Origin of the sequence: Burkholderia sp. 22PA0106 (assembly GCF_047497155.1) — a bacterium.
Taxonomy (GTDB): domain Bacteria; phylum Pseudomonadota; class Gammaproteobacteria; order Burkholderiales; family Burkholderiaceae; genus Burkholderia.
The window spans coordinates 2343793-2357811 of sequence record NZ_CP163163.1 but is presented as its reverse complement, the minus strand read 5'-3'; the positions used below and the strand labels follow the sequence as shown (position 1 = coordinate 2357811).

13 protein-coding genes are annotated in these 14019 nt (G+C 68.3%); 8 read left to right on the top strand and 5 right to left on the bottom strand.

The features are described 5' to 3' along the window. Window positions 1–131: 131 nt before the first annotated feature. Genes tsaB through AB4850_RS25210 form a run of 4 tightly spaced genes read left to right on the top strand, consistent with a single transcriptional unit; the run spans window position 132 to window position 3418 of the window. Window positions 132–908: a tRNA (adenosine(37)-N6)-threonylcarbamoyltransferase complex dimerization subunit type 1 TsaB gene (gene tsaB / locus AB4850_RS25225; protein ID WP_414442214.1), complete on the top strand. Its 777-nt coding sequence runs from the start codon at window positions 132–134 to the stop codon at window positions 906–908. Next, window positions 905–1402, top strand: coding sequence for a ribosomal protein S18-alanine N-acetyltransferase (gene rimI, locus AB4850_RS25220; RefSeq protein ID WP_414442213.1), 498 nt, complete (start codon window positions 905–907; stop codon window positions 1400–1402). The genes tsaB and rimI overlap by 4 nt, the downstream gene beginning before the upstream one ends. Next, complete coding sequence (locus AB4850_RS25215) at window positions 1389–2450, top strand: uracil-DNA glycosylase family protein (protein ID WP_414442212.1); 1062 nt, start codon at window positions 1389–1391, stop codon at window positions 2448–2450. The genes rimI and AB4850_RS25215 overlap by 14 nt, the downstream gene beginning before the upstream one ends. Continuing rightward, a complete protein-coding gene (locus tag AB4850_RS25210) occupies window positions 2447–3418 on the top strand; it encodes a DUF1853 family protein (RefSeq protein ID WP_414442211.1) in 972 nt (323 codons plus the stop codon). Before AB4850_RS25215 ends, AB4850_RS25210 begins: the two co-directional genes overlap by 4 nt. A gap of 40 nt (window positions 3419–3458) precedes the next feature. On the opposite strand, the gene thiD is transcribed toward AB4850_RS25210, so the two are convergent. Together thiD and lplT are read right to left on the bottom strand one after the other, a co-directional pair. Further along, window positions 3459–4271: a bifunctional hydroxymethylpyrimidine kinase/phosphomethylpyrimidine kinase gene (gene thiD / locus AB4850_RS25205; RefSeq protein WP_414442210.1), complete on the bottom strand. Its 813-nt coding sequence runs from the start codon at window positions 4269–4271 to the stop codon at window positions 3459–3461. Window positions 4272–4359: 88 nt separating this feature from the next. Next, window positions 4360–5667 (bottom strand): lysophospholipid transporter LplT, encoded by a 1308-nt coding sequence (gene lplT / locus AB4850_RS25200; protein WP_414442209.1) that lies wholly within the window; start codon window positions 5665–5667, stop codon window positions 4360–4362. A 211-nt stretch (window positions 5668–5878) separates the two neighbouring features. Between lplT and alr the strand changes: the two genes are divergently transcribed. From alr to AB4850_RS25185, 3 genes are all read left to right on the top strand, one after another. Further along, entirely contained in the window at window positions 5879–6949 is a 1071-nt protein-coding gene (gene alr, locus AB4850_RS25195; RefSeq protein ID WP_414442208.1) for an alanine racemase, read from the top strand. 10 nt (window positions 6950–6959) lie between these two features. Then, the gene (radA, locus tag AB4850_RS25190) at window positions 6960–8336 is read left to right on the top strand and encodes a DNA repair protein RadA (protein ID WP_414442207.1); all 1377 of its coding nucleotides are present in this window, start codon (window positions 6960–6962) and stop codon (window positions 8334–8336) included. A gap of 116 nt (window positions 8337–8452) precedes the next feature. Then, window positions 8453–8731, top strand: a complete 279-nt coding sequence (locus AB4850_RS25185) for a DUF2866 domain-containing protein (protein WP_414442206.1) — start codon at window positions 8453–8455, stop codon at window positions 8729–8731. Window positions 8732–8789: 58 nt separating this feature from the next. Here the strand turns inward: AB4850_RS25185 and AB4850_RS25180 are convergent, their stop codons facing one another. Further along, the gene (locus AB4850_RS25180; protein WP_414442205.1) at window positions 8790–10724 is read right to left on the bottom strand and encodes an ATP-binding cassette domain-containing protein; all 1935 of its coding nucleotides are present in this window, start codon (window positions 10722–10724) and stop codon (window positions 8790–8792) included. Window positions 10725–10885: 161 nt separating this feature from the next. Here AB4850_RS25180 and AB4850_RS25175 point away from each other — a divergent pair, with 161 nt between their 5' ends. Continuing rightward, on the top strand, window positions 10886–11371 hold the full coding sequence (locus tag AB4850_RS25175) for a glutathione peroxidase (protein WP_414442204.1): 486 nt from the start codon (window positions 10886–10888) through the stop codon (window positions 11369–11371). A 42-nt stretch (window positions 11372–11413) separates the two neighbouring features. On the opposite strand, the gene cls is transcribed toward AB4850_RS25175, so the two are convergent. Beyond that, window positions 11414–12853: a cardiolipin synthase gene (cls, locus tag AB4850_RS25170; protein ID WP_414442203.1), complete on the bottom strand. Its 1440-nt coding sequence runs from the start codon at window positions 12851–12853 to the stop codon at window positions 11414–11416. A 221-nt stretch (window positions 12854–13074) separates the two neighbouring features. Then, window positions 13075–14004 (bottom strand): 50S ribosomal protein L3 N(5)-glutamine methyltransferase, encoded by a 930-nt coding sequence (gene prmB, locus AB4850_RS25165; protein ID WP_414442202.1) that lies wholly within the window; start codon window positions 14002–14004, stop codon window positions 13075–13077. Window positions 14005–14019: the final 15 nt, after the last annotated feature.

The following is a 14019-nucleotide window of genomic DNA, read 5'->3' as shown; positions in this document are numbered from 1 at the left end:
TGGGTTTTCAGGTCGGCAGATGGTAGCAAGCGGCGCCGCGCGGCGGGTCGAGCGTTCCTTCCAAACCGGTGCGAGGCGCGTGTGCGGCCGGCTGTCCGGAAACGCCCGAACCGGCGGGGCGCCGCATTACAATGTCGGCCATGACGCAAACAGTGCTCCTCGCCATCGATACCTCGACCGAATTCTGCTCGGTCGCCCTGATCGCCGCGCCCGCCGACGCGAGCGCTTCTTCCGCCCCCCGCATCTGGTTCCGTCACGACGAAACGGGCGCCGTCTCCAGCACGCGCGTGCTGCCGGCCGTGCGCGAATTGCTCGACGAGGCCGGCTTCACGCTGGCCGATTGCGCCGCGATCGCGTTCGGCGCCGGGCCGGGTTCGTTCACGGGCCTGCGCACCGCCACCGGCGTGGCGCAGGGGCTCGCGTTCGGCCGCGATCTGCCGGTGGTGCCGGTCGGCACGCTGCTGGCCTGCGCCGAACACGCGCGGCTCAACGCGCTTGCCGCCGGCCAAGCGCCCCCCGTGCGCGTGCTGGCCGCGCTCGACGCGCGCATGGACGAAGCCTACTGGGCTGATTACGCCTGGGATGCCGCCGCCGGCGACTGGCGCACGCTGCAGCCGGCCTCGCTCGACGCGCCCGATGCGCTCGTCATGCCCGACGCGCCGTTCACGCTGGCCGGCAACGCCGCCGCGGCGTTCGGCGAGCGGCTGTCGGCCGCCACGCGCGCGGCGCGGGTGGATGGCGCGGCGTTGCCGCACGCGGTGCCGGTCGCGCAGGTCGCGCTGCGCGCGTTCCGCGCCGGCCGCGCGGTGCCGGCCGATCAGGCCGCGCCCGAATACGTGCGCAACAAGGTCGCCCAAACCACGGCCGAACGGCTCGCCGCGCGCGCGGCGCAGGAGGCGAAGCGATGAGCGGCGTGCTGATGACCGATCGTTATCTCGCGCCGATGACCGATGCCGATCTCGACGAAGTGGTCGTGATCGAGCAGGCGGCCTACGAATTCCCGTGGTCGCGCGGCAATTTCGAGGATTCGCTGCGCAACGGCTATTTCGGCGTCTGCATGCGGCACGTGACCGGCACGCTGATCGGCTATTGCGTGTTGATGCCGGTGGTCGACGAGATGCATCTGCTCAATCTGTGCGTGGCGCCCGCCGCGCAACATGGCGGCTGCGGGCTGGCGCTGCTGCGCGACGCGGTGCGGATCGCGCGCGCCGAGCGGCTCGACAGCGTGTTGCTCGAAGTGCGACCCAGCAACCCGCGAGCGATCCGGCTCTACGAACGCTTCGGCTTCGAGACGATCGGCCGCCGCAAGAACTATTACCCGGCCCGGCACCGCACGCGCGAGGATGCGATCGTGATGCGGCTGTCATTTGGCTCGCAAGGAGGCGCGCATGACCTGGCTTGATTCGGCGCTCGACGAAATGGGCCTCGGGCCGCGCTGGGTGCGTCGCGTGGACGGGGCGGAAAACGGCGGCGACACGGCGGTTGCCGCGGATGCGGCGGTGGTTGCCGACGCGCGCGTCGCCGCAGTGCAGCCGGCCTCGCGCGAAGCCACGCCACGCCGGGAGCCGCTGCCGGCCGCGCGCGATGGCGATGTCCCGCAGGGCGACAGGGCGCAAGCGCCGCAGGATCGCGCACCGATGCCCGCCACGTCGCGCCGCGATGCCGAACCTGCACCGCGCCAGGCCGAACCGGAACCACGCCGCGCCCAGCCTGCCATGCCCGAAGCAGGGGCCGAGCCCGCACCCGACGATTCCGCCTGGTTCGATCTCGCCCCCGCTACCGATCTGCCGCCGCATGGCTTCGAACCGGCCGAGCCAGTCCGTCCGTCCGCCGCGCGTGCATCGGTCGCCGATCTCGGCTGGGACGAACTCGAATCGCGCGTATCGGCCTGCGAGAGCTGCCGTCTCTGCGAGAAGCGCACGCAGACGGTGTTCGGCGTGGGCGATCGCGAGGCCGACTGGATGCTGATCGGCGAAGCGCCCGGCGAGAACGAGGACAAGCAGGGCGAGCCGTTCGTCGGCCAGGCCGGCAAGCTGCTCGACAGCATGCTGCACGCGGTGTCGCTCAAGCGTGGCGAGAACGTCTATATCGCCAACGTGATCAAGTGCCGGCCGCCCGGCAACCGCAATCCCGAGCCGGACGAAGTGGCGCGCTGCGAGCCGTATCTGCAACGGCAGGTGGCGCTGGTCAAGCCGAAGCTGATCGTCGCGCTGGGCCGCTTCGCCGCGCAAACCCTGTTGAAATCCGACGCCAGCATCGCCTCGATGCGCGGGCGCGTGCATCGGTACGAAGGCGTGCCGGTGATCGTGTCCTACCATCCGGCCTACCTGCTGCGCAGCCTGCCGGACAAGGCCAAATCCTGGGCCGACTTGTGCCTCGCGCGCGATACCTATCGCGACGCGGGCCAGGCCGGCAGCGCCGCGCAAGACGGCCACCCGGGCGACGCATGACGGAGGCCGCGCGGTCCGCACCGTGGGTGGGGCTGCGCGATGTGGCGGTGCGCGATCTCGCGTGGCTGCTGGCCAGTGCCGACCTGCTGACGGACTCGGCCGCCGCGCCGCTGGCCCGGCCGTGGCAGGGCGATGCCGAGGCCGCGCGCGTGCTGGCGTGGCTTGCCGCCCTCGATGCCGAGCCGGCGCCGCTGCGGCAGGCCGTCGAAGCCGCGCAGCCGACCCGCCTCGGCCGTTACGCCGAAACGCTGCTGGCGTTCTTTGCCGCGCATGGCCCCGCCTGGACGCTGGTGGCCGCGAACCTGCCGGTGCGCGTCAGCGGCCGCACGCTCGGCGAATGCGATTTCCTGCTGGTCGCGCCCGACGGCGAACGGCTGCATTGGGAGCTGGCGGTGAAGTGCTATCTGTGTGCCGCCACGGTGGGCGAGGCCGCGTTGCGCGACTATGTCGGCCCGAATCTGGCGGACCGTTTCGATCTCAAGTTCCGGCGTCTCGTCGAGCATCAATTGCCGCTCAGCGCGCGCGAGGAGTTCGCGTTCGCGGGGCAGCCCGGGCCGTGGGCGGCGCGCATGTTCGTCAAGGGCTGGCTGTTTTATCGCGATGACGGCGTCGCGCTCGACGGCAGCGCACCGGCGTCGCCGGCCGAACTCGACGCGGCGCACCCGCGCGGCTTCTGGGCCACGCGCGGCGATTGGCCGGCGCTGGCGGCGCGCGAACCGGTGGCGACGCGCTGGGTGGTGTTGCCGCGTCTCGCGTGGCTCGCGCCACGGCGCCTCGAAGCCGGTGATCCGTTGGCGCCGGTCGAGGCGTCCGCGCTGTTCGACGCCGTGGCGGCGCGCGCCGCGCCGTCGCTCGTTGCGGCGCTGGTGCCGGGCGAACATGGTGTCTGGCACGAGACGCGTCGCGGCTTCATCGTCGACGACGACTGGCCGCAACGCGCCGGCGCATTCGCGCAGGTCGCGCGCTGAGGTTCCGGCCGGGCGCCCGCTCGCTTACCGGCTTGCCCGCTTACCACCAACGATGGAAATGATGAACCGGCCCGACGCCGTGGCCCACGCTCAGTTGCGTGCTCGCGGCGATCGCGCCGGCCAGATAGTGCTTGGCGTCGACCACCGCGCCGGTCAGATCGTCGCGTTGCGGGCGCAGCGCCGCGATCGCGGCCGACAGCGTGCAGCCGGTGCCGTGCGTATGCGCGACCGGAATCCGCGCGCCGTCGATGCGTTGCTCGTCGCCGGCGCGAATCAGCCAGTCGGGGCTGCGGGCCGCGTCGGGCAGGTGGCCGCCCTTCATCAGCACGGCCGTCGCGCCGCGGGCGACGAGCGCGCGGCCTTGCTCGATCATCTGCGCTTCGTCGGTGGCTTCTGCGCAGCCGAGCAGCGCGGCGGCTTCGGGCAGGTTCGGCGTGGCCAGGTCGGCGAGCGGCAGCAGCGTATCGCGCAGCGCGGCCACGGCTTCGGGCGCGAGCAGCGCATGGCGGCTTTTCGAGATCATCACGGTGTCGAGCACGACGAACGGCGGCGCATGGCGTTGCAACGCCTGGGCCACCGCGCGGACGATATCGGCATTGGCCAGCATGCCGATCTTGACGGTGTCGATGCGGATGTCGTCGAACACGGCGTCGAGCTGGGCCGTCACGAAACCGGCGTCGGGCGCATGCACGGCGGTAACGCCGCGCGTGTTCTGCGCGGTCAGCGCGGTGATGACGCTCGCGCCGTAGGCGCCGAGTGCGGAAAAGGCCTTGAGATCGGCCTGGATGCCTGCCCCGCCGCCGGAATCGGAGCCGGCGATGGTCAGGGCGTTCGGGATGGGCGAGCGGGTCATCGCTGGGGTGCCGGCCGGGCAGGCCGGCTGCAGGAAGCAGGATCGGACGGCGCGGCGAGCGGCGCCGCGCCGGGTGAACAGCGGTGGCTCAGTGGCGTGGTTCGCCGATCAGCGCGACCGAATCGAACTGCCGCTGATTGGCGATATGGCGACGCATCACGAGCCACATGGTCAGGCACACGAAGGTGCCGAACAGCACGATCACGACGCCGACCGGCACATCGAGCCAGACCAGCATCGCGTAGAGGCACAGCATCACGAGCACCGACAGGTTCTCGTTGAAGTTCTGCACCGCGATCGAATGGCCGGCCGACAGCAACACGTGGCCGCGATGCTGCAGCAGCGCGTTCATCGGCACCACGAAGAAGCCGGACAGCGCGCCCACTATCATCAGGAACAGGTAGGCGATCATCAGATAGCCGGGAATCCGGATGCTGCCGAAATGCAGCACCCAGTGATGCGGCAGCAGATCGCGCGTGTAGAACGCCATCATCATGACGGCCAGGCCCATCACGATGCCGACCGGCAGCACCTTCAGCGATTTCTTGAGCGGGATCTTGCTGGCAGCGGCCATGGCGCCGCCGGCCACGCCGAGCGCCACCACCGCCTGCAGGATCGCGCCTTCGGACAGCGACATGCCGAGCGACACCTCGGCCCACTTCAGCACGATGAATTGCAGCGTGGCGCCGGCGCCCCAGAACAGGGTGGTGACGGCCAGCGAGATCTGGCCGAGCTTGTCGTGCCAGAGCACGTTGAAGCATTCGGCGAAATCGGTCACCAGGCGGATCACGCTTTGCTGCTGCTTCGGGTAGCGCGCGCCGGTATCGGGAATGCGCAGATTGAACAGCGCGGCCACCACGTAGATCGCCATGATCACGAGCATCGCGGCTTCGGCCGGCGTATTGACCGCGGCCGGCGTGTAGGCGATCACGTGCGCGGCGATATGCGGGTTGATCAGCGCGCCGCCGAGCACCGTGCCGAGAATGATCGAACCGACCGTGGTGCCCTCGATCCAGCCATTGGCCGCAACCAGCCGGTCAGGCGGCAGCAGTTCGGTCAGGATGCCGTATTTGGCGGGCGAATAGGCGGCCGCGCCGAAGCCGACGATGCCATAGGCGATCAACGGATGTGCGCCGACCAGCATGATCAGGCAACCGACCACCTTGATCGAATTCGTGATGAACATCACGCGGCCCTTCGGCCGTGAGTCGGCGAACGCGCCGACGAAGGCGGCCAGAACCACGTACGACAGGACGAAAAACAGCTTGAGCAGCGGAATCATCCAGTTCGGCGCATGCAGATCTTTCAGCAGGGCGATGGCGGCGATGAGAAGCGCACTGTCGGCCAGCGACGAGAAAAACTGCGCGGCCATGATGGAGTAAAAACCTTTTTTCATCTGAAGCGATGCTTTCCTCGCTGCGGCTCGGCCGCAGGGGCCGTGCATTCGGACTATCCCGTGCAAAATAGGTTGTGCGCACGGCTTTATATCACGAAAATACGTCAAATCCGACTAGCAAGAATCCCCGATCGCTCCGGGTTCGTCACGGCACGGCACCCACAAGGTGCGGTAAGCTGCTGATTCGCCTGCGTGTTTATGAAATTTCCCTATGCCGCGCCCGATTTCCGCCACGATTCACACTGCTGCACTCGTTAACAATCTCGCGGCAGCTCGCCGCTTCGCCCCTCGTTCCAAGGTGTGGGCCGTCGTCAAGGCCAATGCCTACGGGCATGGCCTCGCGCGAGCGTTCCCGGGCCTGCGCGGCACCGACGGGTTCGGCCTGCTCGACCTCGAAGAGGCGGTGCGGCTGCGCGAACTGGGCTGGGCGGGGCCGGTCCTGCTGCTCGAGGGCTTCTTCCGCTCCACCGACGTGGACGTGATCGACCGTTACAGCCTGACCACCACGGTCCATAACGACGATCAACTGCGGATGCTCGAAACGGCGCGGCTGTCCAAGCCCGTCAATATCCAGTTGAAGATGAACAGCGGCATGAACCGGCTCGGCTACGGCGCGGAGAAATACCGTGCCGCCTGGGAGCGGGCGCGCACCTGCCCCGGCATCGGCCAGATCACCCTGATGACCCATTTCGCGGACGCCGACGGCGAGCGCGGCGTGGCCGACCAGATGGCCGCCTTCTCGCGCGGCGCGGAAGGCATCGCCGGCGCACGCAGCCTGGCCAATTCGGCCGCCGTGATGTGGCATCCCGACACGCATTTCGACTGGGTCCGGCCCGGCATCCTGCTCTATGGCGCCTCGCCGTCGGGCCGCGCGGCCGATATCGCCGGCGCGGGTCTGCAGCCGGCCATGACGCTCACCTCGCAACTGATCGCGGTGCAGAACATCGCGAAGGGGCAGGCGGTGGGCTACGGCGGCGCGTTCGTCGCGCCCGCGCCGATGCGGATCGGCGTGGTGGCTTGCGGCTATGCGGACGGCTATCCGCGCATCGCGCCCGAAGGCACGCCGATCGTGGTGGACGGCGTGCGCACCCGGATCGTCGGCCGCGTCTCGATGGACATGATCACGGTCGATCTGACACCGGTGCCCGGCGCCGGCATCGGTGCGCGCGTCGAGCTGTGGGGCGAGGCGCTGCCGATCGACGACGTCGCCGCGCACTGTTCCACGGTCGGCTACGAGCTGATGTGCGCCGTCGCACCGCGCGTGCCCGTGCGTGCGGAATAAGGGCGCATCCGTGGCGAAACAGAAAACCGTCTATACCTGCACCGAATGCGGCGGACAGTCGCCGAAGTGGGCCGGCCAGTGCCCGTCCTGCCATGCCTGGAACACGCTGGTCGAATCGGCGTCCGAGGCGCCTTCCACGCACCGTTTTCAGGCGCTCGCCAAGAGCGCGCCGGTGCAGCGGCTGGCCGACATCGACGCAGCCGACGTGCCGCGCTTCTCGACCGGCATCGGCGAATTCGATCGCGTGCTGGGCGGCGGCCTCGTGGCCGGCGGCGTGGTGCTGATCGGCGGCGACCCGGGCATCGGCAAATCCACGCTGCTGCTGCAATCTCTGGCGCAATTGGCCAGCCAACGCCGCGCGCTCTATATCAGCGGCGAGGAATCGGCGGCCCAGATCGCGCTGCGCGCGCAGCGCCTGGCGCTGCTCGATCACGGCGGCGATGCGGCCGACCTCAAGCTGCTTGCCGAAATCCAGCTCGAAAAGATCCAGGCGACGATCGCCGCCGAGCGGCCCGACGTGGCCGTGATCGATTCGATCCAGACCGTCTATTCGGAAGCGCTGACCTCCGCGCCCGGCTCGGTCGCGCAGGTGCGCGAATGCGCGGCGCAGCTCACGCGCATCGCCAAGCAATCGGGCACCGCGATCATCATGGTCGGCCACGTCACGAAGGAAGGGGCGCTGGCCGGGCCGCGCGTGCTCGAACACATCGTCGACACCGTGCTGTATTTCGAGGGCGACACCCATTCGTCCTACCGGCTGGTGCGCGCGATCAAGAATCGCTTCGGCGCGGTCAACGAACTGGGCGTGTTCGCGATGACCGAGCGCGGCCTGCGCGGCGTGTCGAATCCGTCGGCGCTGTTCCTGTCGCAGCATGAAGAGGTGGTGCCCGGCTCCTGCGTGATGGTGACGCAGGAAGGTTCGAGGCCGCTGCTGGTCGAGGTGCAGGCGCTGGTCGACACGGCCAACGTGCCGAACCCGCGCCGGCTCGCGGTCGGCCTCGAACAGAACCGGCTCGCCATGCTGCTCGCCGTGCTGCACCGTCATGCGGGCATCGCCTGCTTCGATCAGGACGTGTTCCTGAACGCTGTTGGGGGCGTCAAGATTACCGAGCCGGCGGCCGACCTCGCGGTGCTGCTGGCGATCCACTCGTCGATGCGTAACAAAGCGTTGCCGAAGGGGCTGGTCGTGTTCGGGGAAGTGGGCCTGGCCGGCGAGATCCGGCCGTCGCCGCGGGGTCAGGACCGGCTGCGCGAGGCCGCCAAGCTGGGCTTCACCACCGCCCTGATTCCCAAGGCCAATGCGCCCAAGCAGCCGATCGAGGGGCTCACCGTGATTGCGGTCGAGCGCATCGAGCAGGCCATCGATCGCGTGCGCGGCCTCGAATGAGGGCCATCGCAGCCCTGCTGCACGCGTAACTCCATGTAACGTTTCCGGGCCGGGCTGTAACTCGTCTCGCGGTGGTTTTCCCCTATGCTTGGCCGCAATGCGTCCCGCAGGTGTGAATGGAAGATCCCGCCTTGAAACAGCTCCAGCAAATCATCGATCAGCGCCTCTACAATCTGCGTGGCTGCCGTGTTTCGGAGCCAATCCGGCCGCCGTTCGGCGGTGGCTGCCGGATCATCGAGTGGGTCGATGACGAGGGGCGGATCGCGCGGCGCGTGGTGGCCGAGCATGTGACCGAAGCCGAAGTGGTGGAGACCATCCGCCGCCCGCTCGACGGGCGCCGCTACCTGATGCACGACGACGAGCAGATGCCGCGCGAGACCTTGCCGCGCCGTTGAACGGCGCGCGGGCCGATACCGCCGGCCTGCCGCGGCTGACGCGCCTGGCCTTGGTGCGTCAGCCGATCTGTTCGAGCTGCTCCTGCAGATCGAGCCAGTCGATTTCCAGCGCTTCGAGCTTGGCGTTGACATCGCCGAGCTTGCGGATCGTTTCGGTCAGCTCGGCCTTCTTCTCGGCGGCATAGCTGCCCGCATCGGCCACGAAGGCATCGAGCTGCGCCTTGTCGGCATTGAGCTTTTCCATCTCCTTCTCGATTTTCGCGACCTTCGTCTGCAGCGGTTTCTTGACCTGCGACAGGCGTTGCCGCGCTTCCGCTTCCTGACGTTTCTGATCCTTGCGGTTCGCCGCACCGGCGCCGCTGTCGGCCGCCGCGGCGGCATCGCCGCGCGCCGCCGCGCGCTGGTCGGCCGCGTGTTGCAGCAGCCAGTCGCGGTAGTCGTCGAGATCGCCGTCGAACGGCTGGATACGGTGCTTGGCAACCAGCATGAACTGGTCGGTGGTGGCACGCAGCAAGTGACGATCGTGCGAGACGAGGATCAGCGTGCCGTCGAACTGGGCGAGCGCCAGCGTGAGTGCGTCGCGCGTTTCGAGATCGAGGTGGTTGGTGGGTTCGTCGAGCAGCAGCAGATTCGGCTTGCGCCAGATGATCAGCGCCAGCGCGAGCCGGGCCTTCTCGCCGCCCGAGAACGGCGCGATGGGCGACGACGCCATGTCGCCCGAGAAATTGAAGCCGCCGAGGAAATCGCGCAGCTCCTGCTCGCGGGTGTCCGGCGCGATGCGCGCCAGATGCGCGAGCGGCGAATCGTCGGGACGCAGCGTTTCGAGCTGATGCTGGGCGAAATAACCGATCGTCAGGCCCTTGCCGCCGCGCACGTCGCCGGCGAGCGGTTCGAGCGTGCCGGCCAGGGTCTTGATCAGCGTGGATTTGCCCTGGCCGTTGGCGCCGAGCAGGCCGATGCGCTGGCCGTTCTGGATCGACAGTGCGACGCGCTCGACGATCGGCAGCGCCGTGCCGTCGTTGCCGTGATAGCCGCACACCACGTCTTCCATGATCAGCATCGGGTTCGGTGCGGAATCGGGCGTGCGGAATTCGAAGCTGAACGCCGACCCGGCCTGGGTGGGCGCGAGCCGCTCCATCTTCTCCAGCGCCTTGACGCGGCTTTGCGCCTGTTTGGCCTTCGAGGCCTTGGCCTTGAAGCGATCGATGAAGCTTTGCAGGTGCTCGATGGTTTTCTGCTGCTTGTCGTAGGCGCTCTGTTGCAGCGCCATGTGCTGCGCGCGCAGCACTTCGAACTGCGAGTAGTTGCCGCCGTAGCGCTTCACCTGGCGCGCTTCGAGATGCAGCGTGACGTTGCAGATCGCATCGAGGAATTCGCGATCGTGGGAGATCACGACGAGCGTGCCCGCGTAGCGGTGCAGCCAATCTTCCAGCCAGACGATCGCGTCGAGATCCAGGTGGTTGGTCGGTTCGTCGAGCAGCAGCAGGTCGGAGCGGCACATCAGCGCCTGCGCGAGATTCAGGCGCATGCGCCAGCCGCCCGAGAAGTTCGCCACGCTTTCACGCGTTTGCGCGAGCGTGAAACCGAGCCCGAGCAGCAACGCCTCGGCGCGCGCCGGCGCGGTGTAGCCGTCCGCATCGGCGAACGCCACGTGCGCCTCGGCTTCGGCCGAGCCGTCGTGCGCGGCGGCGGCCGCCGCGATACGGGCCTCGATGCGGCGCAGCATGGCGTCGCCGTCGAGCGTGTAATCGAGTGCGGTGCGATCGACGGCCGGCGTTTCTTGCGACACATGCGCGATCTGCCAAGACGGCGGCATCGAGAAATCGCCCCCGTCGGCGTGCAATTCGCCGCGCAGCACCGAAAACAGCGTGGATTTGCCCGCGCCGTTCGCACCGACGAGGCCGGCCTTTTCGCCGGGGTTGAGCGCGAAGGTGGTGCCCTCGAACAGCGGCTTGGTGCCGCGCGCAAGACTGAACTGGTTGAAACGAATCACGACGGGAAGGGCAAGGGAAAACCGCTATTCTAGACCGGCAGCCCGGCGCGGGGCACTGTCCGTTCGGACGACTCACGCGCTGCGGCGGTTTCGCATAGACTGCCGCGGTGGCTTGCAGCACGCCAGAACCCACCCACCGAACCTGTGCCCCGGAGAATCCGATGCCGACCGATACCGTTTATTCATTTACCGCGAAGGCGCTCGACGGCCGCGACGTGTCGCTCGGCGATTACCGCGACAAGGTGTTGCTGATCGTCAATACCGCGAGCGAATGCGGATTCACGCCGCAGTACGCCGGTTTGCAGGAGCTGTATACGCGTTACGGCAGCCGCGGCCTGGCCGTGCTCGGTTTTCCGTGCAACCAGTTCGGCAAGCAGGAGCCGGGCGACGCCGCGCAGATCGGCGCGTTCTGCGAGCAGCGTTTCGGCGTGAGCTTTCCGCTGTTCGAGAAGATCGATGTCAAGGGCGACCAGGCACATCCGCTGTTTCGCTGGCTGACCGAGGAGGCACCGGGCGTGCTGGGCCTGAAGGCGATCAAGTGGAATTTCACGAAATTCCTGATCGGTCGCGACGGCAAGGTGATCAAGCGCTATGCACCCACCACCAAGCCGGCGGATGTGGCGGCCGACATCGAGGCGCTGCTCTGAGCCACCGCGCGGCGCATCGCCGCCGAACGGCGGCGTCGACGTTCAGAGGATGGGCGCGAACAGCCGGGCGACGTGCATCACCACGCGCCGCCAGGCGCCGGTGCGATCGAGTTCGCCGAGGTCGACTTCGTCGGCCAGTGCGAAATCCTGTTCGAGCATGGCGTCCACGTCGGCCGCAAAGCCGGCGTCCACCGTCAGCACCATGATTTCGAAGTTCAGCCGGAACGAGCGGTTGTCGAGATTCGCGCTGCCGATCGCGGCGGCCGCGTCGTCGATCAGCACCACCTTCTGGTGCAGGAAGCCGGGCCGGTAGCGGAAGATCCGCACACCGGCATCCACCAGATCGCGCGCATACAGTTTCGAGGCCTCGAACACCACGTAGTGGTCGCGCCGGCTCGGAATCAAAATCCGCACGTCCACGCCGCGCATCACGGCCAGCTTCAGGGCGGAGATCACGGCCTCGTCGGGCACCAGGTAGGGCGTGGTGATCCACACGCGCTCGTGCGCCGCGTGGATCGCCTCGACGAAGAACAGCGAACCGGTTTCCTGCTTGTCGGCCGGCCCCATCGGCACGACCAGGCAATGCATGTCCTCGTCGCCCACGGGCGGTTGCGCGGGAGCGCCAACCGGCAGCGACTGCGTGGCCCAGTGCCAGTCCTCGGCGAACACGTACTGCACGTTCGCCACCACCGGTCCGCGCAGCTCGATGTGTGTGTCGCGCCACGGCGAAAGCTTCACGTTGCCGCCGAGGTATTCCACGCCCACGTTGTGGCCGCCCACGAATGCGCGTTCGCCGTCCACCACCACGATCTTGCGGTGGTTGCGGAAGTTGAGCTGGAAGCGATTCACGAAACGCTTGTTGGTGGCGAACGTGTGGACTTCCACGCCGCCCGCGCGCAAGGCGTTCACGTAACGGTGCGGCAGGTCGAAGCTGCCGATGCTGTCGTACAGCAGGTAGCAGCGCACGCCGCGCGCGGCGCAGGCCAGCAGCGCATCGCGCAGCATCGCGCCGAGCGCATCGTCGCGCACGATGAAGAACTGCACGATCACGTAGTGGCGGGCGCCCTCGATCGCCGACAGGATCGCCGCAAAAGTGGCCTCGCCGTTGACCAGCAGCCGGACGGCATTGCCGCCCACGAACGGCATCCCGCCGAGTTGCGTCAGCGCACGCACGGGCGAGGCGCCGAGCATGTCGCTGGGCACGCCGAGCGAGCTGCCGTGCGTGTCCCAACCGGCCGGGCGCGAGTGCGTGCGCAGCGCGGCCGTTTCGGTGCGGCGCGCGTCCACGTAGCCGGAGAACTTGCTGCGGCCGAGAAACAGGTAGGGGATCAGCGTGAGGTAGGGCATCGCGGTCAGCGACACCGCCCAGGCGATCGCGCCCTGCGAGGTGCGGGTATTGAGGATCGCGTGGCAGGCGGCGATCAGCCCGAGGAAATGGGCGAGTGCGACGAGAGTGCCGAGATGGAGCCAGTCGAGATGCATCGTTGCGTGAGTTCCGAGCGGTTCGTGACGGTTGCGGTGTCGGGCGGCGGGCGGCCCCGGCGGCGAAGCGCGCCGTGCCGCCCGCCTGCGGCATCTTAGCGAACCGGGCGGCCCGATGCAGAACCGGCGGCCGGATCCGCCCGTGTGGTGGCGGATTTGGCCGGGTTCACAGCGAATTCACGGCGGATTTTCTGCAGATACGCGGCCGATTCGGCGCACGCTCAGGCCGAATAGGGCAGATCGGCGGCGTGGATCAGGAACACGCTGTCGTCACCGGCGCTGGTCGGCAGCCAGATCAGGTCGAGCCCGCCGAACGCGGCTTCGACGTTGTGCCGCTCGTTGCCGATTTCGACGACGAGCACGCCGTCGTCCTTGAGCCATTTCTTCGCCTCGCGCAGCAGGCGGCGCACGATGTCCATGCCGTCCTCGCCGCCGGCCAGCGCCATTTCGGGCTCGTGGCGGTATTCCTCGGGCAGCGCGGCCATCGATTCGGCGTTCACGTACGGCGGATTGCTGAGGATCACGTCGTAGCGCAGGTCCGGGTTGTCGAGCCGTTCGGTCGGCAGCGGCGCGTAAAGGTCGCCGTGATGCAGCGCGATGCGATGGTCGAGGCCGTATTCGGTCACGTTGATCTCGGCCACTTCCAGCGCCTCCTCGGACAGGTCCACCGCATCGATGTCGGCGTTCGGAAACGCTTCGGCGGCCAGGATCGCGAGGCAACCCGAGCCGGTGCACAGTTCGAGCACCGCGCCCACCTGTTCCGGGTCGGCCACGTACGGTTGCAGGCCGTCGTCGAGCAGCTCGCCGATGAACGAGCGCGGCACGATCACGCGTTCGTCGACATAGAAGCGGTGGCCGTGCATCCACGCTTCGTTGGTCAGGTAGGCGGCCGGCAGCCGTTCGGTGGCGCGGCGCTCGACGCGTTGCAGCACCGCATCGAGCTCGTCGGGCAGCAGGCGCGCGTCGAGGAACGGTTCGAGCGTGTCGAGCGGCAGGTGCAGCGCGTGCAGCACCAGGTAGACGGCCTCGTCGTAGGCATTGTCCGAGCCATGGCCGAACGACAGCTGTTCGGCCGAGAAGCGCGTCACCGCATAGCGCACCACATCGCGGATCGTCGTGAAGGTGGTGGCGGGCGTGGCAGAAGATGTCATGGCGGGTTCCGTTGC